General features: G+C 72.4%; 25 protein-coding genes. 6 read left to right on the forward strand and 19 right to left on the reverse strand.

Features of this window, described 5'->3' with window-relative positions; genetic code table 11:
- Position 1 precedes the first annotated feature (1 nt).
- From ABZ321_RS02140 to rimP, 6 genes are all read right to left on the reverse strand, one after another.
- The gene (locus ABZ321_RS02140) at positions 2-298 is read right to left on the reverse strand and encodes a DUF503 domain-containing protein (RefSeq protein WP_344507844.1); all 297 of its coding nucleotides are present in this window, start codon (positions 296-298) and stop codon (positions 2-4) included.
- 20 nt (positions 299-318) lie between these two features.
- The gene (locus ABZ321_RS02145) at positions 319-693 is read right to left on the reverse strand and encodes a hypothetical protein (RefSeq protein ID WP_354888659.1); all 375 of its coding nucleotides are present in this window, start codon (positions 691-693) and stop codon (positions 319-321) included.
- Between the two features lie 82 nt (positions 694-775).
- Positions 776-3,829 (reverse strand): translation initiation factor IF-2, encoded by a 3,054-nt coding sequence (gene infB, locus ABZ321_RS02150; protein ID WP_354888662.1) that lies wholly within the window; start codon positions 3,827-3,829, stop codon positions 776-778.
- 159 nt (positions 3,830-3,988) lie between these two features.
- Positions 3,989-4,285 (reverse strand): YlxR family protein, encoded by a 297-nt coding sequence (locus ABZ321_RS02155; protein ID WP_344507850.1) that lies wholly within the window; start codon positions 4,283-4,285, stop codon positions 3,989-3,991.
- Between the two features lie 5 nt (positions 4,286-4,290).
- Complete coding sequence (gene nusA / locus ABZ321_RS02160; RefSeq protein WP_344507852.1) at positions 4,291-5,349, reverse strand: transcription termination factor NusA; 1,059 nt, start codon at positions 5,347-5,349, stop codon at positions 4,291-4,293.
- Complete coding sequence (gene rimP, locus ABZ321_RS02165; protein ID WP_344507854.1) at positions 5,346-5,948, reverse strand: ribosome maturation factor RimP; 603 nt, start codon at positions 5,946-5,948, stop codon at positions 5,346-5,348. The genes nusA and rimP overlap by 4 nt, the downstream gene beginning before the upstream one ends.
- Positions 5,949-6,226: 278 nt before the next feature.
- Here rimP and ABZ321_RS02170 point away from each other — a divergent pair, with 278 nt between their 5' ends.
- On the forward strand, positions 6,227-6,691 hold the full coding sequence (locus tag ABZ321_RS02170) for a hypothetical protein (RefSeq protein WP_344507856.1): 465 nt from the start codon (positions 6,227-6,229) through the stop codon (positions 6,689-6,691).
- Positions 6,688-7,119, forward strand: coding sequence for a ferritin-like domain-containing protein (locus ABZ321_RS02175; protein WP_344507858.1), 432 nt, complete (start codon positions 6,688-6,690; stop codon positions 7,117-7,119). Before ABZ321_RS02170 ends, ABZ321_RS02175 begins: the two co-directional genes overlap by 4 nt.
- 270 nt (positions 7,120-7,389) lie before the next feature.
- Here ABZ321_RS02175 and ABZ321_RS02180 read toward each other — a convergent pair whose 3' ends face one another.
- Together ABZ321_RS02180 and map are read right to left on the reverse strand one after the other, a co-directional pair.
- The gene (locus ABZ321_RS02180; protein ID WP_344507860.1) at positions 7,390-8,124 is read right to left on the reverse strand and encodes a VIT1/CCC1 transporter family protein; all 735 of its coding nucleotides are present in this window, start codon (positions 8,122-8,124) and stop codon (positions 7,390-7,392) included.
- Positions 8,121-8,978: a type I methionyl aminopeptidase gene (gene map / locus ABZ321_RS02185; protein ID WP_344507862.1), complete on the reverse strand. Its 858-nt coding sequence runs from the start codon at positions 8,976-8,978 to the stop codon at positions 8,121-8,123. Before map ends, ABZ321_RS02180 begins: the two co-directional genes overlap by 4 nt.
- A 53-nt stretch (positions 8,979-9,031) precedes the next feature.
- Between map and ABZ321_RS02190 the strand changes: the two genes are divergently transcribed.
- The gene (locus ABZ321_RS02190) at positions 9,032-9,292 is read left to right on the forward strand and encodes a hypothetical protein (protein WP_354888667.1); all 261 of its coding nucleotides are present in this window, start codon (positions 9,032-9,034) and stop codon (positions 9,290-9,292) included.
- 10 nt (positions 9,293-9,302) lie between these two features.
- Here the strand turns inward: ABZ321_RS02190 and ABZ321_RS02195 are convergent, their stop codons facing one another.
- The 9 genes from ABZ321_RS02195 to ABZ321_RS02235 form a co-directional block, all read right to left on the reverse strand.
- A complete protein-coding gene (locus tag ABZ321_RS02195; protein ID WP_344507866.1) occupies positions 9,303-10,022 on the reverse strand; it encodes a gamma-glutamyl-gamma-aminobutyrate hydrolase family protein in 720 nt (239 codons plus the stop codon).
- 5 nt (positions 10,023-10,027) lie between these two features.
- Positions 10,028-10,921: an LLM class flavin-dependent oxidoreductase gene (locus tag ABZ321_RS02200; protein WP_354888670.1), complete on the reverse strand. Its 894-nt coding sequence runs from the start codon at positions 10,919-10,921 to the stop codon at positions 10,028-10,030.
- Positions 10,922-10,931: 10 nt separating this feature from the next.
- Positions 10,932-11,618, reverse strand: coding sequence for a gamma-glutamyl-gamma-aminobutyrate hydrolase family protein (locus ABZ321_RS02205; RefSeq protein ID WP_344507871.1), 687 nt, complete (start codon positions 11,616-11,618; stop codon positions 10,932-10,934).
- Entirely contained in the window at positions 11,615-12,382 is a 768-nt protein-coding gene (locus ABZ321_RS02210; protein ID WP_344507873.1) for a 3-oxoacyl-ACP reductase, read from the reverse strand. The genes ABZ321_RS02205 and ABZ321_RS02210 overlap by 4 nt, the downstream gene beginning before the upstream one ends.
- A complete protein-coding gene (locus ABZ321_RS02215) occupies positions 12,383-13,732 on the reverse strand; it encodes an aldehyde dehydrogenase family protein (protein WP_344507875.1) in 1,350 nt (449 codons plus the stop codon).
- Between the two features lie 6 nt (positions 13,733-13,738).
- Positions 13,739-15,064 carry a glutamine synthetase family protein gene (locus ABZ321_RS02220; RefSeq protein ID WP_344507877.1) on the reverse strand — a complete coding sequence of 442 codons (1,326 nt, stop codon included), beginning with the start codon at positions 15,062-15,064 and terminating at the stop codon, positions 13,739-13,741.
- A gap of 37 nt (positions 15,065-15,101) precedes the next feature.
- Entirely contained in the window at positions 15,102-15,839 is a 738-nt protein-coding gene (locus ABZ321_RS02225) for an FCD domain-containing protein (RefSeq protein WP_354888674.1), read from the reverse strand.
- A gap of 68 nt (positions 15,840-15,907) precedes the next feature.
- On the reverse strand, positions 15,908-17,449 hold the full coding sequence (locus ABZ321_RS02230) for an amino acid permease (protein WP_354888677.1): 1,542 nt from the start codon (positions 17,447-17,449) through the stop codon (positions 15,908-15,910).
- Between the two features lie 17 nt (positions 17,450-17,466).
- A complete protein-coding gene (locus ABZ321_RS02235; RefSeq protein WP_354888679.1) occupies positions 17,467-18,399 on the reverse strand; it encodes a phosphotransferase in 933 nt (310 codons plus the stop codon).
- Positions 18,400-18,589: 190 nt separating this feature from the next.
- Between ABZ321_RS02235 and ABZ321_RS02240 the strand changes: the two genes are divergently transcribed.
- Entirely contained in the window at positions 18,590-21,013 is a 2,424-nt protein-coding gene (locus ABZ321_RS02240) for an FAD-dependent oxidoreductase (protein WP_354888682.1), read from the forward strand.
- 49 nt (positions 21,014-21,062) lie between these two features.
- Here ABZ321_RS02240 and ABZ321_RS02245 read toward each other — a convergent pair whose 3' ends face one another.
- Positions 21,063-21,410, reverse strand: a complete 348-nt coding sequence (locus tag ABZ321_RS02245) for a nuclear transport factor 2 family protein (protein WP_354888685.1) — start codon at positions 21,408-21,410, stop codon at positions 21,063-21,065.
- Positions 21,411-21,480: 70 nt separating this feature from the next.
- Here ABZ321_RS02245 and ABZ321_RS02250 point away from each other — a divergent pair, with 70 nt between their 5' ends.
- Positions 21,481-22,371, forward strand: a complete 891-nt coding sequence (locus tag ABZ321_RS02250; protein WP_354888688.1) for a LysR family transcriptional regulator — start codon at positions 21,481-21,483, stop codon at positions 22,369-22,371.
- 26 nt (positions 22,372-22,397) lie between these two features.
- On the opposite strand, the gene ABZ321_RS02255 is transcribed toward ABZ321_RS02250, so the two are convergent.
- A complete protein-coding gene (locus tag ABZ321_RS02255; RefSeq protein WP_354888691.1) occupies positions 22,398-23,105 on the reverse strand; it encodes an SDR family oxidoreductase in 708 nt (235 codons plus the stop codon).
- A 114-nt stretch (positions 23,106-23,219) separates the two neighbouring features.
- On the opposite strand from ABZ321_RS02255, the gene ABZ321_RS02260 reads away from it, so the two are divergent.
- Complete coding sequence (locus ABZ321_RS02260; protein WP_344507893.1) at positions 23,220-24,038, forward strand: helix-turn-helix transcriptional regulator; 819 nt, start codon at positions 23,220-23,222, stop codon at positions 24,036-24,038.
- Positions 24,039-24,045 lie beyond the last annotated feature (7 nt).

The following is a 24,045-nucleotide window of genomic DNA, read 5'->3' on the forward strand; positions in this document are numbered from 1 at the left end:
TTTACTCGTCATCGTCACCGTGCAGCCGGCGGCGCACGGAGAGCAACTCGATCTCGGGGCGGCCCGCGACCGCCCGCTCGATGGTGTCCAGGACCTCCCGCACGTGCCCGGCCTCGGCGGCGACCACCGCGACGCCGACCTCGGCGCGTCCGTGCAGGTCGAGGGCGCCGACCTCGGCGACCGACACCTCGAACTTGCGCAGGTAGGCCACCAGCGGCCGCACGTAGGCGCGCTTGGCCTTCAGTGAACGGGAGTCACCGGGCAGAAGCATGTCGAAGACCGCGGTTCCGGTATACACGGCCCAAGATCCTAACGACTCTACGGAAGTCTGGCCACCAAGATAAAAGCAGGTGAGACCGGGAGTGGTGCGGCGTCCTCGACGATCGGGCGCGGGCTGCGCCGGGGCAGCCCGGCGCCGGCGCCGCCGCCGAGGCCCGGGTACACGTAGATCGACGTCGGGTCGACCGCGTCGACGGCGGCGGTCACGGCCGGAAGGCTCCGGAAGCGGTCCCAGTCGCCGGTCTCGGCGAAGCCGAGCTCCAGCACGACCCCGAACGGCTCGGCCTGCCAGATGAAGTCATGCGCCCCGTGCGTCACAGCGGCCTCGAGCAGCGACCGCGACCAGGCGTCCCGCCACTGCCGCGCCGGGGTAGCCCCGTCGCGGACCTCGATCGACCACCAGACGAGGTTCATGACGCATCGACGGTACGCCCGAAACCAACATCAAAGAAAGGGCCGCCGCGAACCCGCGGCGGCCCCTCTCAGCTGGACGGCATCAGCCGCGCGGCTTCTCCCGCAGCTCCCAGGTCTCGATGACGTCACCGAGCTGGATGTCGTTGAAGTTGCCGAGCGTGATACCGCACTCGAAGCCCTCGCGGACCTCGGTGGCGTCGTCCTTGAAGCGGCGCAGGCCCGCGATGGTGAGGTTGTCGGAGATGACAGCCCCGTCGCGGAGCAGGCGCGCCTTGCTGTTGCGCCGGATGAGCCCGGTGCGGACGATGCAGCCCGCGATGTTGCCGAAGCGCGACGAGCGGAAGACCTCGCGGATCTCCGCCGTGCCGAGCTCGACCTCCTCGTAGATGGGCTTGAGCATGCCCTTGAGCGCGGTCTCGATCTCCTCGATGGCCTGGTAGATGACCGTGTAGTACCGGATCTCCACGCCCTCGCGGTCGGCCAGCTCGCGGATGCGACCCTCGGCCCGCACGTTGAACCCGATGACGATCGCGTCGGACGCGCTCGCCAGGTTGACGTCGTCCTGGGTGACGGCGCCCACGCCCCGGTGGATGATCCGGAGCTGGACCTCGTCGGCGACGACGATCTTGACCAGTGCGTCCTCGAGCGCCTCGACCGAACCCGAACCGTCACCCTTGAGGATGAGGTTGAGCGTGGTCTTCTCGCCCTCCTTGAGCTGGTCGAACAGGTTCTCCAGGGTGACCCGGCCGGTGCGCGAGGCCATCTCGGCCGCGCGGCGGCGGGCCTGCCGCTGCTCGGCGATCTGGCGCGCGGTGCGGTCGTCGTCGGTGGCGAGGAACGTGTCACCGGCGCCGGGCACCGAAGTCAGACCGAGCACCAGGACCGGACGGGCCGGCCCCGCGGACGGCACGGGCGTGCCGTTCTCGTCGAGCATCGCCCGGACGCGGCCGTAGGCACGGCCGGCGACGATCGAGTCACCGACGTTGAGCGTGCCCTTCTCCACCAGCACGGTGGCGACGGGACCACGGCCACGGTCGAGGTGCGACTCGATCGCGATGCCCTGCGCCGGACCGTCGATCGGCGCGCGCAGGTCGAGCGCGGCGTCGGCGGTGAGCAGCACGGCCTCGAGGAGACCCTCGATGTTGATGCGGCTCTTCGCGGAGATGTCGACGAACATGGTCTCGCCGCCGTACTCCTCGGCGACCAGGCCGTACTGCGTCAGCTCCTGACGCACCTTGGCCGGGTTGGCGTTCTCCTTGTCGATCTTGTTGACCGCGACCACGATCGGCACCTCGGCCGCCTGGGCGTGGTTCAACGCCTCGATCGTCTGGGGCATGACGCCGTCGTCGGCCGCGACCACCAGGACCACGATGTCCGTGGCCTGCGCACCACGGGCACGCATGGCGGTGAACGCCTCGTGACCCGGGGTGTCGATGAAGGTGATCGCGCGGTCCTCGCCGTCCTCGCCGTGCGGCACGTGCACCTGGTAGGCACCGATGTGCTGGGTGATGCCACCGGCCTCGCCGGCCACGACGTTGGTGGAGCGGATCGCGTCGAGCAGCTTCGTCTTACCGTGGTCGACGTGACCCATGACGGTCACGACCGGCGGCCGGATGACCAGGCGCTCCTCGTCGACGTCGGCATCGATGTCGATGTCGAAGCGCGCGAGCAGCTCGCGGTCCTCGTCCTCGGGGCTGACGATCTCGACGTTGAAGCCCAGGTGCTCACCGAGCAGCAGCAGGGTCTCGTTGGTGCACGACTGGGTCGCCGTCACCATCTCACCCAGGTTGAACATCTCCTGGACGAGCGAGCCCGGGTTGGCGTTGATCCGGTCCGCGAAGTCGGACAGGGAGGCACCCTGCGGGAGCCGGATCGACTGACCCTGACCCCGGGGAGCGCCCGAACCCATCGTCGGCGCGGACAGGTTGTCGAACTCTTGTCTGCGCTGCTTCTTGGACTTGCGGCCACGGGTGGGCCGGCCACCGGGACGCCCGAAGGCACCCGCGGCACCGCCGCCGCGACCACGGCCACCGGCACCGCCGCCACCGGGACGACCGGCACCGCCGACGCCCGCGCCGGGCGCGCCGCCGCCGCCACCGGGACGGTAGCCACCACCGGCTCCGGCGCCGCCGCCGCCACCGGGACGGAAACCGCCACCGGCACCGCCGCCGCCACCGGGACGGAAACCGCCACCGCCGCCGCCACCGGGACCGCCGGGACGACCGCCGCCGCCGCCGGAGCGGAAGCCACCGCCGCCACCGCCGGGACCGCCACCCGGACGACCGGGACGGTCACCGGGCCCACCGGCCGGGCGACCCGGACGCTGGCTCGGCATCTGCGACGGGTTGGGCCGGGGGCCGCCCATCGAGGCCGGGTTGGGCCGCGGAGGCATCGCGGCCGGGTTGGGCCGCGGGATGTTGCCGCCACCCGGTGCGGGCCGCGCCGGAGCGCCGCCGGAGACACCGAACGGGTTGTTGCCCGGGGAGCGCGCCGGCGGGCGGGCGCCGCCGGGACGAGGCCCCTGGCCTGGACGTGGGGCACCCGGGGTCGGCGCGGCACCCGGCTGGGGCGCCGGCGTCGCCGGACCGGGACGCGGGCCGGGCGTCGGCGCACCACCGCTGGGCGGCGGCGTGCTCTCACGCCTGGTGGTCTCCCGCTGGCGGGCCTCCTTCGCGGCCTTCAGGGCCGCGTCCTGGTCCGCCTTCAGCGCGGCGGCACGCTGCTCGGCGGCCGCCACCTCGATGTCGTGCGCGCTCGTCGGCTTGACCGCGGGAGCCGCGGGGCGCGGCGGGCCGGGGATCGGGCCACGCCCGCCACCGGGTCCGCCACCCGCGGGCGGCTGCGGCCGCTTCGGGGGCGCGAAGGGCTTGGCTGCCGGGACTGCCGGGCCCGGACGCGGTGCCGTGGGCACTGGCGCGGCCGAGGGAGCCGACGATGCCGGCGCAGGAGGAGCCGAGGGTGCCGGTGCGGCCCCTCCGGATTCGAAGCTCGCTCGCAGCCGGCGCGCCACTGGCGCCTCGACCGTGCTGGATGCGGACTTCACGTACTCGCCAAGCTCCTGCAGCTTTGCGAGCACGGTCTTGCTCTCGACCCCGAGCTCTTTTGCCAGCTCGTGTACGCGGGCCTTGCCTGCCACTACACTCCTCACCTCGAGGCCGGGCGGCATGGGTCCGCGCCGACCTCACTCGTGCACTTGAAGCCTGGTCATCTCAGGGACTTCATCGTGTGCTCATGTCCGTCGTCCTACCTTGCGTGTCCGGGTGGGGCATCTCGCGCCCACCATCGGCGGTTCCGATCACTGCGATTGCTCCGCTGCCGCCAGGGTGACGGCTTCGGCCAGCGGGCCGGTGTCGAGGACTCCGGCGATACGCAAGGCCCGCCCGAAGGCGCGCCGACGCTCCGCTAGCGCCAGGCAAGCCGGATCAGGATGCAGGTGCGCTCCCCGACCCGGCCGTCTGCGGGCCGGATCGGGGACGGCCATGAACTGGTCAGGGCCGGACTCGATCGCGACAAACCGCAGTAACTCGGAGGATGACGCACGCAACCGGCAACCAACACAGGTGCGGACCGGGGGCGTGCGACGAACCGTCAAGAAGTCTACCCTGCGCTTTCGGCTTGTGCCGCGCCCGGTCCCGTGACGTGATCGACGTTGCCGGCCGAACCGTTGTCGGCGGCGCCGTCCGTGGCATTGTCCGGGCGGATGTCGATGCGCCAGCCGGTGAGCCTCGCGGCGAGCCGCGCGTTCTGGCCCTCACGGCCGATGGCCAGGGAAAGCTGGAAGTCCGGGACGGTCACCCGGGCGGCCCGGTTACCCGCGTCGACGACCTCCACGTTGAGCGCCTTGGCCGGCGACAGCGCGTTGCCGACGAACTGGGCCGGGTCGTCCGACCAGTCGATGATGTCGATCTTCTCGCCGTGCAGCTCGCTCATGACGGCCCGGACCCGCTGACCCATCGGGCCGATGCAGGCACCCTTGGCGTTGACCCCGGCGACCGTGGTGCGCACCGCGATCTTCGTACGGTGACCTGCCTCACGTGCGATCGCGGCGATCTCGACGGTCCCGTCGGCGATCTCCGGGACCTCCAGGGCGAAGAGCCGCTTCACCAGGTTGGGGTGGGACCGCGACAGCGTCACCTGCGGCCCGCGGAAGCCCTTCACCACGTGGACCACGATGCACTTGATGCGCTGGCCGTGCTCATACCGCTCGCCCGGCACCTGCTCCGCCGCGGGCAGCAGCCCCTCGATCTTGCCGAGGTCGATGGAGACGATGCCCTTCTCGGCGCGCGCGTCGTGCGCCTGGATCACGCCGGTGACCAGGTCGCCGTCGCGGCCGACGTACTCGCCGAAGTGCACCTCGTCGGTCGCCTCGCGCAGCCGCTGCAGGATGACCTGCTTGGCGGTCATCGCCGCGATCCGGCCGAAGTCGTGCGGGGTGTCCTCGTACTCGCGGACGATCGTGCCGTCCTCGTCGAGGTCCTGCGCCAGCACCGACGCCGCGCCGCTCCTGCGGTCGATCTCGACGCGGGCGTGCGGGTTGGCCCCCTCGGTGTGCCGGTACGCGGTCAGCAGCGCGGTCTCGATCGCCGCGAGGATGGTCTCGAACGGGATCTCCCGCTCACGCTCCAGCGCGCGGAGCGCCGCCAGGTCGATGTTCACGCCTCGTCCTCCCCTTCCTCGTCGTCGTCATCGTCTTCGTCATCCGCGAAGTCGTCGTCTTCGTCATCTGGCAGCTCGGCCAGACGCTTCATCTCTACCTGCACCCGGCCGGGGCCGAGGTCCTCGAAGGCGACCGTCCGCGCGGCGCCCTCCACGTCCAGGGTCACCCCGGTGTCGCTCACCGCCGTCACCCGGCCGGTGACGGGCACGCCGGCCGCGTCGACCTGCACCAGGCGGGTCCGGTTGCGCCGCCAGTGCCGCGGCTCGGTCAGCGGCCGGTCGACCCCGCGGGAGCCGACCTCCAGCTCGTACTCCCCCGCGATCAGCTCGTCGCCGCCCGCCTCGGCCTCGTCCAGCGCGGCCGACACGGCCCGCGACACCTCGGCGACGGCGTCCAGGTCGACACCCCGGTCGCTGTCGACCGCGACCCTCAGCAGGTGCCGCCGCCCGACCCGGCTGACCTCGAGCTCCTCCAGGTCGAAGCCCGCCGCCACGACGACCGGCTCGACGACCTTCCGCAGACGCTCGCGGTGCGCGCCGGCGTCACGGGCCCCAGCATCCCGCGAACCGCCGCTGCGGCGATCCCGCTGCTGAGCCATGATCGACACCTTCTCTCTGCACCGCCATGGGCGCGTCACGCCCACCCGGCAGCTCTGGCACGGCCTCACGCCGCCCGCGTCGGTACCCACGGGCGGCTCCCCGCAGAGCGTAACGCGACGTGACCTCCGGCGTTCCGGCGGCGCTCCCACCGTGTCCCCACCCGGGTCCCACCGTGTCCCCACCGTGTCTCCACCCGAGGTCTCACCCGTGTCGCGCCGGAGGCCACGACCGCGGGTCGTGTTCCCCCAAATCGCGCAGAATGGTGTTCACTGTGCGCGTGTCCTCCCGCAGAGCCGTCCTCGCCGCCGCAGCCGGGGTGGTGGCGACCCTCGCCGCCTGCGACGTCCCGAAGCGGTCCGCGGCGACCTGGCACCCGGCGCCCGATGTGCTGTTGCCGCTGCTCACCCGCACGGTGGCGCTGCGGGACCGCTACGCCGAGGTGCTCACCGCGTTCCCCGCCCTGCAGGACCGGCTCGGCCCGCTCAAGGACGACCACGCCGCGCACGTCGTCGCGTTGGCCCGCGAGATCGGCATCGACGAGCACGGCCCGATGCCGGTGGCGAGCGCGTCCGCCGGGCCGGTCGTGCAGGACCAGGCGGCCGCGATCAAGGAGCTCGTCGGGCTGGAGAAGACCGGCCAGGACGACGCGACCGGCGCCTGCCTGGCCGCTCCGTCCTACCGGGCGGCCCTGCTCGGCTCCATCGCCGCCTGCCGCGCCGCACACGTGGAGATCCTGACATGACGACGCCCGCCGACGAGCGGCTCGTGGCGGCGCTGCAGGCCGAGCACGCCGCCATCTACGCCTACGGCACCGCCGGCGCCAAGCTCGACGGCGGGACGGTCGGCCTGGCCCGCAACGCCGAGTCGGCCCACCGCGCCCGCCGCGACGACCTCGTGGTCCGGCTGTCCGGCGCCGGGGTCACGCCACCGCCCGCGGCGCCCGCGTATGCGCTGCCGTTCCCGGTCACCGACCGCGCGTCGGCACTGAAGCTCCTCGCCATGGTGGAGGACCGCACGGCCGCACAGTGGCGGCTGGCGCTGCCGCCGACCTCCGGCGAGGTGCGCAAGCTCGCCGTCGACGCGCTCGTCGACTGCGCCACCCGGGGCGCCGCCCTGCGCCAGGCGGCCGGCACGACGCCGCTGACCAGCGCGTTCCCCGGCAAGGCCTAGAAACCCGACAAACAGGGCGATCCGGCCTCGCGAGATCTGAAACCTCCGGTACTCCCGAAAGCGTGCCATCGCAAGGGCGCAGGACCCCACGGACGTGTCCGCTCCGCGACGATCGTTGCATCACGCCACGAGCGTCCGAACGAGAGGAGACCGACATGCGCCGCACCGCTTGGGCCGGTCCGACGATGCAGCCGCGTCGTTAAACACACCGTCTCGTGAGCCCTGCCGTCCGGGAAGAGCACCACCTGCGCCTTCCCGGACGATCAGGTCTCACACTCCGATGACCCTCCCGACCAGATACGTCGCACCGGCCGCCGCCGCACCGAGCAGCAGCTGCCGGACACCCGACGCCCACCAGCGCCGGCGGGTGTACCGGGCGATCAACGCCCCGGCGACGAACAGCCCGCCACCGCCCGCGGCCAGCGCCGGCCACAGGCTGGTGGCGCCGAGCAGATACGGCAGCAGCGGCACCAGCGCGCCGATCGAGAAGCACACGAACGACGACCCGGCGGCCACCCACGGGCTGGGTGCCTCGTCCGGGTCGACCCCGAGCTCCTCCTGCGCGTGGACCCGGACCGCTTCGTCGATGTCCCGCCCCAGCGTCGAGGCGACCTCCAGCGCCAGGTCCGGCGGCAGCCCCCGGCGCTCCCAGATCCTGGCGAGCTCCTCGGCCTCCTCCTGGGGGAAGCGGGTCAGCTCCCGCCGTTCCTTCGCCACCTCCGCGGCGACCTGCTCGTTCTGCGCGCGGACGCTGGTGAACTCGCCCAGCCCCATCGAGATCGCCCCGGCGACCAGGCCCGCCGCCCCGGTCAGCACGATCGTCCGCGGCGCGATCCCGCCACCGCCGACCCCGGCGATCAGCGCGATGTTGGTGACCAGCCCGTCCATCGCCCCGAACACCGCGGCCCGCAACCACCCACCCGAGACGTCGGCATGGTGATGCGCGTCCAGCGCTGCAGGATGCGCCGCGGGGTGCCCCGCCGGATGCCCCGCAGGACTCGTCACGGCAGGGTCAGGATCTCGAAGCCGTCGTCCGTCACCACGATGGTGTGCTCGAACTGGGCGGTCCACCTGCGGTCCTTGGTGACGACCGTCCAGCCGTCCTTCCAGATGTTGTAGTCGTGCGTGCCGAGCGTGATCATCGGCTCGATCGTGAACGTCATCCCGGGCTCCATCACCGTGGTGAGCCGCGGGTTGTCGTAGTGCGGCACGTAGAGGCCCGTGTGGAACACCTCGTTGATGCCGTGGCCGGTGAAGTCGCGCACCACGCCATAGCCGAAGCGCTTCGCATACGCCTCGATGACCCGCCCGATCGCGTTGATCGGCCGGCCGGGCGCGACGGCCCGGATGCCCCGCATCATCGCCTCGCGGGTCCGCTCGACCAGCAGCCGGGCCTCCTCGGTGACGTCACCGACGCAGAACGTCTGGTTGGTGTCGCCGTGCACCCCGCCGATGAACGCCGTCACGTCCACGTTGAGGATGTCGCCGTCCTCGATCACCGTCGAGTCGGGGATGCCGTGGCAGATCACCTCGTTGAGCGAGGTGCAGCACGACTTCGGGAACCCCTTGTAGCCCAGCGTCGACGGATACGCCCCGTGGTCGCAGAGGAACTCGTGCACCACCCGGTCGATCTCGTCGGTCGTCACCCCCGGCTTGGCGTGCTCCCCCGCCAGCACCGTCGCCTGCGCGGCGAGCCGGCTCGCCACCCGCATCCGCTCGATGATCTCCGGGGTCTGCACGTCCGACCCGCGCTGCTTGCTCGGCCCGCGCTTCCCCACATACTCGGGGCGCGCGATCGAGGCCGGAACCTGACGCCAGGGTGTTTGCGTGCCGGGGGCGAGCGGTGCGCGGACGGTCATGCCGAAAAGCCTAACGCGCATCAACACGACATGGTCTGGGTAACCCCCTGAGCATGATCGACGACGACCGCGTCTCCCAGCGCGCCGAGGACCTCCTGCCCGAAGAGCTCGCCGCCGGCAGCGACGACCCGAAGGCCCAGGCCGAGGCCCTCCTCGCCGACTCCGAGGACCGCGAGCACTACCGCGAGACCGCGCCCGACCTGCGCATCGACCACCGCACCTCGGACGAGGCCGCCGCCACCGGAGACGAGGCCGCCGCCACCGGAGACGAGGCCGCCGCCACCGGAGACGAGGCCGCCGCCACCGGCGAGTAGCCGAGCCGGCTCACGGCCGCGCGTACGCCGAGGCGCGGTAGGCGCGGGCGGCTTCGATGAAGGCGGCGAAGACGCGGAAGTCGGTGGTGTCCTCGGGGTGCCACTGGACGCCGACGGCGAAGGGCTTCGACGGGTCCTCGACGACCTCGATGAGGTTGTCGTCGGGGCACCAGCCGGTCGGGGTCAGCGTGCCGGGATCGGCGCAGCCCTGGTGGTGGAACGAGTTGACCATCACCGAGTCGCCCAGGATCTTGGCGGCGAGGGTGCCACCGGTCAGGACGACGGGGTGCTCGCCGAACTTGGGGCCGCTGACGGGGCGGTGGTCGTTGTGGCCCAGGACGTCGGGCAGGTGCTGGTGGAGGCGGCCGCCATACGCGACGCACATCAGCTGCATGCCGCGGCAGATGCCCAGCAGCGGCAGATCCAGGGCGAGCGCGGCGCGCATGAGCAGCAGCTCGGCGGTGTCACGCTCGGGCTTGACCTTCGTGGTGGCGTGGGGCGGCTCGCCGTAGAGGTCCGGGTTCACGTCGGAGCCGCCGGTGAACATGATCCCGTCGAGGCCGTCCAGGACGTCGATGTCGGGGTCGTCGGGGGTCACGAGGACCGCCCGGCCGCCGGAGGAGTGCACCGCGTGCACGTAGGACAGTGGAAGCACGGCCGAGAAGGTGTCGTTGAGCCCGAAGCGGGTCTCCTCGGCGTAGGTGGTCAGTCCGATCACCGGTCGCGACATGCCCATCAACTTAATCCCACCGGGGCGAGGTTGTGGAGGATCTCGAGTGCCCTGTCGCGGGCGGCCTCCGGGGCGAGGGTGATGAGCGGGTCCCAGTTCAGGTCGTAGAAGACCTCGGTGACGCCCTGCGTGCCGAGCCACGCGGCGCCCTCGCGGACCTGCTCGTAGCTGCCGGACAGCGGCGGCCGGCCGTCGGAGTCCAACTCGGTCTCGGTGAGCTTGACCACACCGCGGCAGACGATCCTCGGCGAAGCGCGACCCGAGGACCTGGCGCCCTCCCGTACAAGAGCGACATCCGACGCGATGTCGGACAGGTCGGTGGCGGAGCGGCTGACCCAGCCGTCGCCGATCTCACCCGCCCGGCGGATCGCGGCCTCGACGGCGCCGCCGAGGAGGATCGGCACGCCGGGGCGCTGCACCGGACGGGGCTCCATGCGGCCGTCCGGCACGGTGTAGAACTCGCCGTCGAACGAGGCGGCGCCCGACCACAGCGCCCGCAGCACCGCGACGTATTCGCGGGTCCGCGCCGCCCGCCGCGCCATCGAGGCGCCGGTCGCGGTGAACTCGTCGGACGACCAGCCGGCGCCGAGCCCGAGATCGACCCGGCCGCCGCTGAGCACGTCGAGGGTGGCGACCTGCTTGGCGAGCACGACCGGCGACACGAACGGCAGGTTGATCACGGCCACGCCGAGGCGGATCCGGCTGGTCCGGGCGGCGGCGAAGGTCAGCGCGACGATCGGGTCGAGGACGCTGCGGTACATCGGACCGTCCGCCGACAGCAGCCGCTGGAAGGTCCACAGCGAGTCGTAGCCGAGCCGCTCCGCCTCGGTGGCGATCTCCGCAAGGATCTCCGGCGTGGCCCACGACCCGGACACCGGCAGTCCGCACCCGATGCGCATGGCTCCCAACCTACCCAGGAATCGCCCGCACGAGGGCGGCAAACGGGCGGACGTCCAGGGCCTCCTCGGGGTGCCACTGGACACCGAGGACGAAGCGGCGCTCCGGGTGCTCCACGGCCTCGATCACGTCGTCGTCGGCCCATCCGGTGACGGTGAGCGCGCCCGCGTCGTCGACGGCCTGGTGGTGGTAGGAGTTGACCTCCGCCGTCCCGCCGAAGATCGCCTCGGCCCGGGAGCCGGGCGCGAAGCGGGCCGGGTGCGCCCCGTAGACGCCGGGGCTCGGCTGGTGCCGCTCGTTGCCCAGGACGTCGGGCAGGTGCTGGGTGAGCGTGCCGCCGCAGGCGACGGCGAGCAGCTCCATGCCGCGGCAGACCCCCAGCACCGGCAGGTCGGCGTCCAGCGCCGCGGCGAGCACGGCCAGCTCGCCGCTGTCGCGGTCCGGGCGGGTCTTCGTCGACGGGTGGGCCGGCGCGCCGTAGTGCGCCGGCTCGATGTCGGCACCGCCGGCCAGGACGAGGCCGTCGAGGCGGCGGACCAGGTCGGCGGCGTCGTCCGCCGACGGGGGCAGGATGACCGGCCGGGCGCCGGCCGCCCGCACCATCCGCACGTACCCCTCGGGGACGAGCACCGCCCGCGTGTCCCACACGCCCCAGCGGGCCGGCTCGACGTACGCGGTGATCCCGACCAGTGCGGTCACAGCGGCGTCACGTACGCGCCGGTGATGCCGCCGTCGACGAGGAACGTGGAGGCGGTGATGAACGACGCGTCGTCGCTGGCGAGGAACGCGACCGCGCCGGCGATCTCCTCCGGGGCGCCGAAGCGGCCCATCGGCACGTGCACGAGGCGCCGGGCGGCCCGCTCCGGGTCCTTGGCGAAGAGCTCCATGAGCAGCGGGGTGGCGATCGGGCCGGGGCACAGCGCGTTCACCCGGATGCCTTCGCGGGCGAACTGCACGCCGAGCTCGCGGGTCATCGACAGCACCGCGCCCTTGCTCGCGGTGTAGGCGATCTGCGAGGTGGCGGCGCCGAGCAGCGCGACGAAGCTCGCGGTGTTGATGATCGAGCCCTTGCCCTGGGCGCGCATGTGCGGGATGGCGTACTTGCAGCAGAAGTAGACGCTGGTGGTGTTGACCTTCAGCACCCGCTCCCACGCCTCGAGGCCGGTGTCGAGGATCGAGTCGTCGTCCGGCGGGGAGATGCCGGCGTTGTTGAAGGCGATGTCGAGCCGCCCGTGCCGCTCGGCGACGCCGTCGAAGAGCGCCCTGACCTGCTCCTCGTCGGAGACGTCGGCGGCGACGAACTCGCCGCCCACCTCCTCGGCGGCGGCCTTGCCGGCGTCGGGGTTGAGGTCTACGACGACGACCTTGGCGCCCTCGGACGCGAACCGGCGCGCCGTGGCGAGCCCGATGCCGCTGCCGGCGCCGGTGATGACCGCGACCCGGTCCTGGAGACGAGCCTGCACTTAGACCTCCGTGCTGAAGAAGACGTTCTTGACTTCGCTGAACGCGGCGACCGCGTCCGGGCCGAGCTCACGGCCGAGGCCGGACTGCTTCACGCCGCCGAACGGCGTCCAGTACCGCACCGAGGAGTTGGAGTTGACGCTGAGGTTGCCGGCCTCGACGCCACGGGCGACGCGGATCCCGCGGCCCAGGTCGCCGGTCCAGATGGAGCCGGACAGGCCATACTCGGTGTCGTTGGCGAGACGGATCGCGTCGGCCTCGTCGTCGAAGCGCAGCACCGACAGGACCGGGCCGAAGATCTCCTCGCGCCAGTGCCGGTCCTGCGTCGACTCCGCGGCGAGCACGGTCGGCGCCATCCAGTAACCGGGTCCGCCGGGCGCGGTGCCCGTGATCAGCGCGTTGTCCACATAGGACCGCACCGATGCCAGCTGCCCCGCGGAGATCAGCGGCCCCATCTGCGCGGTCTCCAGGGCGGGGTCCTCGCACCGGAATGCCGTCACCGACTGCTCCAGCAGGCCCATGAACTCGTCGTACACGCTGGCCTGGACGAGCAGGCGGGACCGGGCGCAGCAGTCCTGGCCCGCGTTGTCGAAGACCGCGCCCGGCGCACCGGCGGCCGCCTTCGCGAGGTCCGCGTCGGCGAAGACGATGTTGGCGCTCTTGCCGCCCAGCTCCAGGGTCACCCGCTTCACCTGCTGCGCGCAGCCGGCCATGATGCGCTTGCCGACCTCGGTGGAGCCGGTGAAGCAGACCTTGCGCACGAGCGGGTGGGTGACGAACCGCTCCCCGACGACCGAGCCCTTGCCCGGCAGCACCGTGAACACGCCCTCGGGCAGGCCGGCCGCCAGGGCCAGCTCGCCCAGGCGAAGGGCGGTCAGCGGGGTGAGCTCGGCGGGCTTGAGCACGACGGTGTTGCCGGCGGCGAGCGCGGGGGCGAAGCCCCAGCCGGCGATCGGCATCGGGAAGTTCCACGGCACGATGACCCCGACGACGCCCAGGGGCTCGTAGAACGTGACGTCCATGCCGCCGGCGACCGGGATCTGCCGCCCGCTCAGCCGCTCGGGCGCCCCGGCGTAGTAGTTGAGCACGTCCCGGACGTTGCCGGCCTCCCAGCGGGCGTTGCCGATGGTGTGCCCGGAGTTGCGGACCTCCAGCTGCGCGAGCTCCTCGTTGTGCTCGTCGACGAGCGCGGCGAAGCGGCGCAGCAGCCGGGCCCGGTCGCCCGGCGCCACGGCCCGCCATGCCTGGAACGCCTGGTGGGCCTTCTCGATCGCGGCGTCGGTCTCCTCGACGCCCAGGGATGGCACCGTGGCGACCACTTCCTCGGTCACCGGCGAAATGACGTCATGCATGCGTGTTCAGAGCCTTTCGAAGCCGCGCTGGAGTTCCCAGTCGGTGACCGCCGCGTCAAACGCTGCCAGCTCGACCCGGGCGTTGTTGGCGTAATGGGCGACGACGTCCTCACCGAATGCCGCGCGGGCCAGGTCGCTGCCCTCCCACAGGGTGAGCGCCTCGCGCAGCGTCGCGGGCACCCGGGGCGCGGTGTCGTCCTGGTACGCGTTGCCGGTGTAGATGTCCTCGAGGGGCAGCTCGTTGCGGATGCCGTGCAGCGCGCCGGCGGCCATCGCGGCGATCGCCAGGTAGGGGTTGACGTCGGCGCCGGGCACCCGGTTCTCGACCCGCAGCGACGGGCCGTGGCCGACGACGCGCAGCGCGCAGGTGCGGTTGTCGTTGCCCCAGCGCACCGCGGTCGGCGCGAACGAGCCCGCCTGGTAGCGCTTGTAGGAGTTGATGTTCGGCGCGTACATGAGGGTGAACTCGCGCATGGTCGCCAGCAGGCCGGCCATGGCGTGGTGGAAGGTCGGTTCGTCGACCCGCTGCCCGTCTCTTCTCAGGGAGAAGTGGATGTGGCAGGAGTTGCCCTCACGCGCGTTGGGCTTGGCCATGAAGGTGATCGACACGCCCTCCTGGGCCGCGATCTCCTTGGCGCCGTTCTTGTAGAGCACGTGCCCGTCGGCGTTGCGCAGCGCCTCGTCGTAGCGGAACGCGATCTCGTGCTGGCCGAGGTTGCACTCGCCCTTGGCGCTCTCCGGGACCAGGCCGGCGCCCGCCATGTCGTTGCGGATGCGGCGCAGCAGCGGCTCGATCCGGGCGGTCTGCAGCAGCGAATAGTCGGCGTTGAAGACGTTGGCCGGGGTGAGGTCGCGGTACCCCTTGGCGTACGCCTCCTCGTAGCTGTCCCGGTAGGCGATGAACTCCAGCTCCGTGCCGGTGTAGGCGGTGAGGCCGGCGTCGGCGAGCCCGGCCAGCTGCGCGCGCAGGATCTGCCGGGGCGAGGCGGCGACCGGCGACTCGCCGTCCAGCCAGCGCAGGTCGGCGAGGACCAGGGCGGTGCCGGGCTGCCACGGGATGCGGCGCAGGGTGGCGAAGTCGGGGATCATCGCGAAGTCGCCGTAGCCGGAGGACCAGGACGACATCGCATAGCCCTCGACGGTGTTCATGTCGACGTCGACCGCGAGCAGGTAGTTGCAGCCCTCGGTGCCGTGGGCGACGACCTCGTCGAGGAAGTGCTGGGCGTAGAACCGCTTGCCCTGCAACCGGCCCTGCATGTCGGTGACCGCCACGACGACCGTGTCGATCTCACCCTCGCTCACCGCAACGCGCAGCTGCTCGATCGTCAGCATCGCCCATCCCCTAAAGGTCTAGAAACAAACCATAAACTCAACCGAGCAGACCGCGCAACAGGGCGGCGGTCGCGTCGCAGTGCTCTTCCATCTCGGTGCGGGCGACGACCGGGTCGCCGCCGAGGATCGCCTCGACGACCCGCTCGTGCTGGGCGTCGGAGTGGTCAAGGTTGCGGCGCAGCACCGGGATCGCGGCGAGCAGCCGGTCCAGGCGCAGCTGCACGTCGGCGATGGAGGCGGCCACCGACGTGGAGCCGCTCGCCGAGGCGATCGCGAGGTGCAGCCGGGAGTCGTTGACCCGCCGGGTCCGCGGGTCGCGGGTGCGGGCCGCGGCCAGGCAGGCGACCAGGTGCGCCCGGTCCGCGGCGGACAGCGACCTCGTCGCGGCGAGCGCGGCCGCGCCCGGCTCCAGGACCCGCCGGAAGTCCAGCGCGTCGTGCAGCGCGTCGCCCATCTCGCGGGCGAGGGCGGCGGCGTCCTGCTCGGCGGCGTCGGGGTGCGAGTCGCCGGTGGCGCGCACCACGAACGTGCCGCCGGAGCGCCCGCGCCGCGACTCGAGGAAGCCGGCCTCCCGCAGGGCGGCGATCGCCTCGCGCAGCGTCACCCGGCTCACCTGCAGGCGCTCCGCCAGCTCGCGCTCCGGCGGGAGCCGCTCGCCGACCGGCACGAGACCCAGCCGGATCGCCTGGGCCAGGCGTGCCACGGTGATCTCGAAGGCGTTGCCGCCCCGGACCGGACGCCACATCGGCACACCCGACAGGGGCTCAGTGGCCACCGGCATCCGCCCTCCTCGCCTCGATGGGTCCGGACGGCGTTCGCGCGCCGCCCGGACCACATCATTCCCTAGTCGACGGACGCCGCGGTGTCCTCCGCGATCGCCTCGTCGATCGTGCGGATCGGGCCCTTGAACCAGTGCTTCGCCGACAGCGTCCACCACAGCGCGGCGCCGCCGATGACCAGCAGGATCGCCAGCGGCGCGTAGTTGACGTTGAGCCAGGAGAAGTCCTTGTTGCCGGGGATCGCGGCTGGCGACAGCGGCAGCACGAAGTAGACCGAGATGACGGCGATCTCGGTGACCGCGATCCAGCCCAGCACCTTGTACTTCGAGCCGAGCGTCCACGGGCCGGGCACGAACCTGTCGCCCATCCGCAGGCGCAGGTAGATCGGGATCAGGAAGGCCAGGTACAGGCCGATGACCGCGACCGAGACCACCGCGTAGAAGGCGGTGGGCGCGCCCGTCGGGCTCTTGTACAGCGCGGGCAGGGTGAGCACGAGCCCGGCCGCGGTAGCACCCAGGATCGCGTTCACCGGGGTGCCGTTGCGGTCCACCTTGGACCACAGCTGCCAGCCCGGCACGGCCCGGTCACGACTGAACGCATAGGTCATCCGGGACATGCTCGTCACGCAGCTCATGCCGCAGAAGAACTGCCCGATGGTGGAGATGAGGATGACCGCCTTGAAGAAGCCGGAGCTCAGCGACGTCTCGAAGATCGCGCCGGAGAAGCCGGCGGCCTCGGTGATCGCGTCGACGTCGGTCGCCGCGAACAGGAACGACAGCAGCAGGATCCAGCCGCCGATCGCCGAGTAGAAGATGGACTGCCACAGGCCCTTCGCGGCGGCCGTGGACGCGCCCTTCGTCTCCTCCGACACGTGCGCGCACGCGTCGAAGCCGGTGATCGTGTACTGGGTGAGCAGGAAGCCGAACGGCAGCACCAGGAACCAGTACAGCCCGTCGGAGTAGCCGGAGTGGTTGAAGCGCTCGGTGAAGACGAACTGCAGGCTCTGGTGCTTCTCCGGCACGATCACCAGGATCAGCACGACCGCGGCGGCACCGAACACGTGCCACCACACCGAGACGTTCTGCAGCACGTCGATGACGTTGTGCCCGAAGATGTTGATCGCCGCGTGCAGCACGAGGATCACCACGAACAGCAGGAACGTCAGGTACAGGTTGCCGCTGTCCCACGAGGTGTACGCGTCGAGCACCAGGCTCAGGAACGTCGCGCAGCCGTAGTCGACCGACGCGGTCACGGCGATCAGCCCGATCAGGTTGAGCCAGCCGGTGAACCAGCCGTGGATCGGCTTGCCCATCTTGGCGGCCCACCAGTAGATGCCGCCGGCCGTCGGGTACGCCGACACCAGCTCCGACATGCAGAAGCCGATGATCAGGATGAAGATCGAGATGAGCGGCCAGCCCCAGGAGATGGCGACCGGGCCGCCGTTCATCCACGCCTGGCCGAACGTGGTGAAGCAGCCCGCAAGGATCGAGATGATGGAGAACGAGATGGCGAAGTTGGAGAAGCCGCTCCACTTGCGGCGCAGCTCCTGCTTGTAGCCCAGCTCGGCGAGCCGCTGTTCGTCTGCGTCGACGGTCGGTGATGCCATGGGCACCTCCTCGGTTTTTAGGGGTGGGGGTTCCTTCCGTTGGCCGCCGCCAGGAGCCTGCCGAGGCCGGGGTCGTCGTCCAAGGCATCCTTGGCCTGGCCCCACTTCTCGGCCGCCTCCGCCGCGTAGTCGAACGCGGCGGACTTGAACAGTCCATGGTGGACGGTGAACCACAGCGTCCAGGTGACGTTGGACGCGACTTGATACAGCCGAACCCTCGCGCGGAGGGCCTCGTCGGCTTCGGCGAAGTACTCCCCCGCCAGCAGGCCGACCAGATCCGGGTCGTAGTCGGCCTCCGCGGCGATGTCGCCGAGCTCGAATGCGGGGTCGTTGTTGCCGGACAGCTGGTAGTCGATGATCCGCACACCGTCGCCGGTGGCGATGAAGTTCTCGGCGAGCAGGTCGTTGTGGCACGGCACGCGCGGCAGCGGCCGCGCCGCCAGTGCCCTTTCCAGGGCATCCACTGTGGACGAGCGGTCCAGGTAGCCGTCCGGCAGCGGCAGGTCGTGCCGCGCACAGACGCCGAGCAGCTCGGCCCGCTTGGCGAAGATGTCGAATTCGTTGCCGAACGCCGGGCCGGCGTGCAGCCGGCGGCAGGCGGTCGCGATGGACGGGACGATCTCGGGGCGGCGCACGTCGGCGGCGCCGAGGGTCCGGCCCGGGAGGTACTCGATGACGACCGCCGGGACGTCCGGCAGGACCTCGTAGACCTGCGCACCGACGGTCCGCGCCGCGAGCACGGTGTTGGCGATCTCCTGCTCCGGCGGGACGCCGAGGCCGGCGGCGGACACCGCGGGCTCCAGCACCCGCAGCACGTAGGGCACCCGGTCGACGTCGACCCGGTAGATGTGATGGGACAGCCCGCCCTGCAGCCGCTGCCATTCGACCGCGCGGCCCACCCACGACGGGACCCGCTCCAGCAGGTCCGCGATGGACGGCACCGCAGTCATGGCACCCGGCCCCTTCGCCGCGCGGTCCACGCCGGTTACAGACCTTTTACACCCCGGGGACTGTAGTGACCGACGTCATAGTGGGGCACAGTTAACGCCTGCCACGGCCGGTCGTCAAGAGGGATCTTCGCGTTTACCGGTATCGCTTCAGACCTTTTACAAGCCCGGCACGCGGGATCACAATCATGCAATGTCGGACCTTCCAGCAGCCGCCCGCGCGGTGGTCGTCGGCGGCGGCGTCGCCGGTTGCAGCGTGGCGTATCACCTGGCGCGACTCGGCTGGACCGACGTCGTGCTGCTCGAACAGCACGAGCTCACCGACGGCACGACCTGGCATTCGGCCGGCTTCGTGGGGCAGCTGCGCTCCACGATCAGCCAGACCCGGATGATCATGTATTCGTCCGGCCTGTACGCCGAGCTGCGCACCCTCACCGGGCTGGACCCCGGCTGGCGGGGCGTCGGCGGGCTGCGCCTGGCGACCACCCCTTCGCGCGTCGAGGAGCTGCGCCGGCAGGTCAGCTCGGCGACCACGTACGGCCTGGAGCTCGACCTGCTGACCGCCGCGCAGGCGAAGGAGCGGCTGCCGCTACTCGACGTCGGCGACGTCCTCGCGGCCGGCTGGCTGCCCGGCGACGGCTGGCTGGAGCCCGCGCAGCTGGCCGCCGCGCTCGCCGCGGGCGCGACCGCGCTCGGCGTCCGGATCGTCACCGGGGTCCGCGTCACCGGCGTCGAGACGGTCTCCGGCCGGGTCGCCGCGGTCACGACGAGCGCCGGCCGGATCGCCACCGAGGTCGTCGTCAACGCCGCCGGCGCCGCCGCGGGGCACGTCGGGCGGCTCGCCGGCGTCGACATCCCGATCGTGCCGATCAAGCACCAGTACGTCGTCACCGGCGCGCTGGACGGCGCCGGCTCCACAGTGGACATCCCTACGGTCCGGGACCCCGACCGGATCGTGTACTTCCGCGGCGCCCCCGCGCCGGTCGGCGGCCTGCTCGTCGGCGGCTACGTGCGGCAGCCGGCGCTGTGGGACGACCCCGACCCGCTGTCGGCGGCGCGGACCCTGTTCGAGCCCGACCTGGACACGTTCGCCGAGTCGTGGGGCAACGCGCGGCACCGCGTCCCGGCGCTGCGCACGGTCGGCATGGACCGGATCGTGCACGGGCCGGAGGCGTTCACCCCGGACGGGGAGTTCCTGCTCGGCGAGACCTCGGTCGCCGGCTTCTGGGTCGCCGCCGGGTTCTGCGTGCACGGGCTCGCCGCGGCCGGCGGCGTCGGCAAGGTGATCTCCGAGTGGATCGTCGGCGGCGCCCCGGAGTGGGACGTGTCCACGATGGACGTCCGCCGCTTCGGCGCCCACGCGGCGAGCCGCACCTGGGCGGCGGCGAAGGCGCTCGACGGCTACTCTCGCTACTACGACGTGGTGTACCCCGGGCAGGAGTGGACCGCCGGCCGCCCGCTGCGGCGCTCCCCCGTGTGGCCGCGCCTGGCCCCGCTCGACGCCGCGCTCGGCGAGAAGGCCGGGTGGGAGCGGGCGAACTGGTTCGGCGTCAACGCGGCGCTCGCCGTGCCCGGCGTCACCGCGCCGCGCGGATGGGCCGGGCGACACTGGTCGCCGGCGATCGCCGCCGAGGTCGCCGCGACCGCCACCGCCGCCGGGCTGTTCGACCAGTCGTCGTTCGCGAAGCTCGACGTGCGCGGCCCGGGCGCGCTGCGGCTGCTGCAGCGGCTGTGCGCCAACGACGTCGACCGTCCGGCGGGCGGGCTCACGTACACCTCGATGCTCAACGCCCGCGGAGGGGTCGAGGCGGACCTGACCGTGACGCGACTCGGCGAGGCACACTTCCGGATCGTCACCAGCACTGCGAGCGGGGTGCGGGACGCGGCCTGGATCCGCCGGTTCGCGGGTCCGGACGTGCTGGTGGACGACGTCACGTCGGCGCACGGCTGCCTGTGCCTGTGGGGGCCGGCGGCCCGCGACATCCTCCAGCCGCTCACCGACGCGTCGCTGGCCAACGCGGACTTCCCGTTCATGCGTGCCGCACGGCTGACGGTCGGCCCGGTGCCGGTCCTCGCCCAGCGGGTCACCTTCGTCGGCGAGCTCGGCTGGGAGCTGTACGCGCCGGCCGAGTACACGCTGACGCTGTGGGACCTGCTGATGGAGGCCGGCGCCCCGCTCGGGCTGCGGCCGGGCGGCTACCGGGCGATCGACTCGATGCGCCTGGAGAAGGGGTACCGCGTCTGGGGCGCCGACCTCACCACCGACACCGACCCGATCTCCGCCGGCCTCGGCCCGTTCGTCGCGCGGTCGAAGGACTTCATCGGCCGGGACGCCCTTCCCGACGCCCCCGACCGGGTGCTGCGCTGCCTCGTGCTGGACGACCCCGCCACCGTCTGCCTCGGCGGCGAGCCGGTCCGCGTCGACGGCGTGCCGTGCGGACGGGTCACGTCCGGCGGGTTCGGCTACCGGGTCGGGGCGTCGATCGCCTACGCGTACCTGCCGGCAGCGACGCCGATCGGCACCCCCGTCGAGATCTCCGTCTTCGACCGCTGGTCCCCCGCCGTCGTGCGCGCCGAGCCCCTCTACGACCCGAAGATGCTCCGGGTGCGCGCCTGATCCTGCTTCGCGGACGCCGGTGCGGGTGCGGACGCGGGTGCGGGTGCGGTCAGGGCTGCTCGGGCCTGTCGATGACGCGCAGCCAGGAGCCGTCGGGCTGGCGGCGCACGACCTGGACGCGGCCGCCCTTGCCATCGGCGGACCGGGTCCCGGTCAGTGCCAGGTCGCCGTTGAGGACGGTCGGCGTGAGCGGCTCCAGCGCGAAGTGCGGCACGTGCCCGATCATCGCCTCGCAGACCTTCCGGATGGCGTCGCGACCGACGGTGGTCTCGCCCGGCGGGTAGGCCAGGACGGCGTCCGGCTCGTACAGCGCGGCGAGCCCCTCCGCGTCGCCGGCGTTGGCACGCTCGACGAAGAGTCGGGTCAGGTCCTCGGGTGTCTTCGCTGTCGCAGTCATGCCTCCACCGTGCGCCCGTTCGACGTATAACTCCAAGACCTGTTCCTGCTGACTTCTAGCATCGGTGCTTATGGAGCTGCATCAGCTGGTGTACCTGGTGACCGTCGCCGAGGAGGCGAGCTTCACCCGCGCGGCGGCCCGGCTGCGGGTGGCGCAGCCGGGGGTGAGCGCGCAGGTCAGGAAGCTGGAGCGGGAGCTGGGGCAGGAGCTGCTGGACCGGTCCGGCCGGGAGGTCCGGCTGACCGCGGCCGGCGCGGCGGTCCTGCCCTACGCCCTCGCGGCCCTCGCGGCCCTCGCGGCCCTCGCGGCCGTCGAGGGCGCCCGGCAGACCGCCGCGGAGCTCGCCGGGCTGGCCCGCGGCCGGCTCGCGATCGGCACCGTGACCTCGCACGACGTCGACCTGCCCGGGGTGCTCGCGGACTTTCACGCCGCGCACCCGGGGGTCGAGATCACCCTCACCGAGGACACCACCGACCGGCTCGTCGAAGGGCTGCTCTCCGGGCGTCTGGACGCGGCGGTCATCGCGTACGACACCCCGCCGCCCGACCTCGGCGTGCGCATGCTCACCGACGAGGCGATCGACGCCGCGGTCGCCACCGGTCACGCCTGGGCCCGGCGGTCGGCGGTGCGGATCGCGGACCTGCGGGACCGGCCCCTCGTCTGCCTCCCCGGCGGCACCGGCATCCGCGGCATCCTCGAGTCGGCGTGCGCGGCCGCCGGGTTCGCACCGCGGGTGGCGTTCGAGGCGGGAACGCCGCAGGTGGTGGCCCGGCTGGCCGCGCGCGGGTTGGGCGTGGCGATCCTGCCGGCGTCGATCGCCCGCGGCTTCGACGGGCTGCACGCGCTGCGGATCACGCGCCCCGCGCTGAGCGGCCGGCTCGGCCTCGCGTGGCGCCGCACCGGCCCCCGCTCGGCCGCCGCCGCGGCGTTCCTCGCCCGCTTCCCGTCCCACGGGGCCTGATCACGGTGCCTGATCACGGTGCCTGATTACCAGGGCACCGGACCGTCCTCGTCGTAGAAGCCCCCGGTCGGGCCGTCCGCCGGGAGGGTGGCCAGGCGGACCGCCGCGATCGCACCCTGCGCCGGGGTCCGCGGGCCGGCGTGGCCGTTCATGTCGGTCGCGCAGTAGCCGGGGTCGGCGGCGTTGACCTTGATCGCCGTCGCGCGCAGCTCGTTGGCGTAGGAGACGGTGACCGCGTTCAGCGCGCTCTTGGACGCGTTGTACGCCAGGAGCGGGTTCTGCGCGTACACGTGCGACGGCTCCGTGGTGAACGCGAGGGACCCCAGCCCGCTGCTGAGGTTCACGATCCGCCCCGCGTCGGAGCGCCGCAGCGCGGGCAGCGCCGCGTTGGTGACCGCGACGACGCCGAACACGTTCGTCGCGAACGTGTTCCGCAGCAGGTCGACCGGGGTCCCGCTGGGCGGCGCGCCCCGCTCCAGCAGCACGCCGGCGTTGTTGACCAGCACGTCGAGCCGCTCCAGGGCCGCCAGCCGGCCGGCGCTGTCCTCGTCGGTCACGTCCAGGGTGATCGCCGTCGCGAACGGGCCGAGCGCCGCGGCCGCCTCCTTGCCGCGCACCGCGTCCCGCGCGCCGACCAGGACCTTCATGCCGTGCCTGGTGCCGAGCAGCTTCGCGATCTCGAATCCGATGCCTTTGTTCGCGCCCGTGACGAGGGCGACGCGTGGTTCGTCCATGCCCGCCACGCTGCCCGCCGGGCGGCGATCGCGGCAGAGCCGTGCCGAACATCGGATCGGCGGTCCCTGGTTGGCGCCTGGCCTGCCGCCGCGCGGTCCGGCAGCATGGAGCGCATGGACCGGGAACAGCTCGCCGCGTTTCTCCGCAGCCGTCGGGCGAAGGTCCTCCCGGCCGACGTCGGCATCGACGGCGGCGCCCGCCGGCGCACCCCCGGCCTGCGCCGCGAGGAGGTGGCCCGGCTCGCGGGCATCTCGGTCGACTACTACGCCCGCCTGGAGCAGGCCCGCGGCCCCCGCCCGTCCCGGCAGGTGCTGGGCGCGCTCGCCCGGGCGCTGCGCCTCCACGACGATGAGCGCACCTACCTCTTCCAGGTCGCCGGCGAGCAGCCCGCCCTCCCCGCGGGGCCGTCGCCGCACGTGTCGCCGGGCATCCTGCACCTGCTGGACCGCCTCGACGACACTCCCGCGTTCGTGATCGACGCGAAGTACGACCTCCTCGCCTGGAACCCGATGGCCGTCGCGCTGATGGGCGACCCCACCGCGACAGGCTCACGCAACATGATCTGGAACCTGTTCACCGGCCCGACCGGCCTGACGTCGCAGGAAGCGTCCCGGTTCGCCGACGAGTGCGTGGCGGACCTACGGGCGGCGTCCGTCCGGTACCCCGGCGACCCCGGCATCCAGTCGCTGATCGCACGCCTCCGCTCGACCAGCCCGGACTTCACCCGCCGCTGGGACGAGCACCAGGTGTGCGTCCGCCGCGTCACGACGAAGCGCTTCGAGCACCCTGTCCACGGCGAGCTGGTCTTCGACTGCGAGGTCCTCGACCTCGCCGACGCCGGCCAGAAGGTGATCTTCTACACCGCCGAGGCGGGCTCGCACAGCGCGTGGGTGCTGTGCTCGCTGCGCCAGCGCCCCGCGTACGCGGGCTGACTCGCCG

This window comes from Dactylosporangium sp. NPDC006015 (assembly GCF_040614215.1).
GTDB classification, from domain to species: Bacteria; Actinomycetota; Actinomycetes; order Mycobacteriales; family Micromonosporaceae; genus Dactylosporangium; species Dactylosporangium maewongense.

Coding starts and splice junctions, on each gene's coding strand:
- ABZ321_RS02145 (WP_354888659.1), bottom strand. CDS start 693: ATGAACCTCGTCTGGTGGTCGATCGAGGTCCGCGACGGGGCTACCCCG.
- rimP (WP_344507854.1), bottom strand. CDS start 5,948: ATGGCTCAGCAGCGGGATCGCCGCAGCGGCGGTTCGCGGGATGCTGGG.
- ABZ321_RS02175 (WP_344507858.1), top strand. CDS start 6,688: ATGACGACGCCCGCCGACGAGCGGCTCGTGGCGGCGCTGCAGGCCGAG.
- map (WP_344507862.1), bottom strand. CDS start 8,978: ATGACCGTCCGCGCACCGCTCGCCCCCGGCACGCAAACACCCTGGCGT.
- ABZ321_RS02190 (WP_354888667.1), top strand. CDS start 9,032: ATGATCGACGACGACCGCGTCTCCCAGCGCGCCGAGGACCTCCTGCCC.
- ABZ321_RS02195 (WP_344507866.1), bottom strand. CDS start 10,022: ATGTCGCGACCGGTGATCGGACTGACCACCTACGCCGAGGAGACCCGC.
- ABZ321_RS02200 (WP_354888670.1), bottom strand. CDS start 10,921: ATGCGCATCGGGTGCGGACTGCCGGTGTCCGGGTCGTGGGCCACGCCG.
- ABZ321_RS02215 (WP_344507875.1), bottom strand. CDS start 13,732: ATGCATGACGTCATTTCGCCGGTGACCGAGGAAGTGGTCGCCACGGTG.
- ABZ321_RS02220 (WP_344507877.1), bottom strand. CDS start 15,064: ATGCTGACGATCGAGCAGCTGCGCGTTGCGGTGAGCGAGGGTGAGATC.
- ABZ321_RS02230 (WP_354888677.1), bottom strand. CDS start 17,449: ATGGCATCACCGACCGTCGACGCAGACGAACAGCGGCTCGCCGAGCTG.
- ABZ321_RS02235 (WP_354888679.1), bottom strand. CDS start 18,399: ATGACTGCGGTGCCGTCCATCGCGGACCTGCTGGAGCGGGTCCCGTCG.
- ABZ321_RS02240 (WP_354888682.1), top strand. CDS start 18,590: ATGTCGGACCTTCCAGCAGCCGCCCGCGCGGTGGTCGTCGGCGGCGGC.
- ABZ321_RS02245 (WP_354888685.1), bottom strand. CDS start 21,410: ATGACTGCGACAGCGAAGACACCCGAGGACCTGACCCGACTCTTCGTC.
- ABZ321_RS02250 (WP_354888688.1), top strand. CDS start 21,481: ATGGAGCTGCATCAGCTGGTGTACCTGGTGACCGTCGCCGAGGAGGCG.
- ABZ321_RS02255 (WP_354888691.1), bottom strand. CDS start 23,105: ATGGACGAACCACGCGTCGCCCTCGTCACGGGCGCGAACAAAGGCATC.
- ABZ321_RS02260 (WP_344507893.1), top strand. CDS start 23,220: ATGGACCGGGAACAGCTCGCCGCGTTTCTCCGCAGCCGTCGGGCGAAG.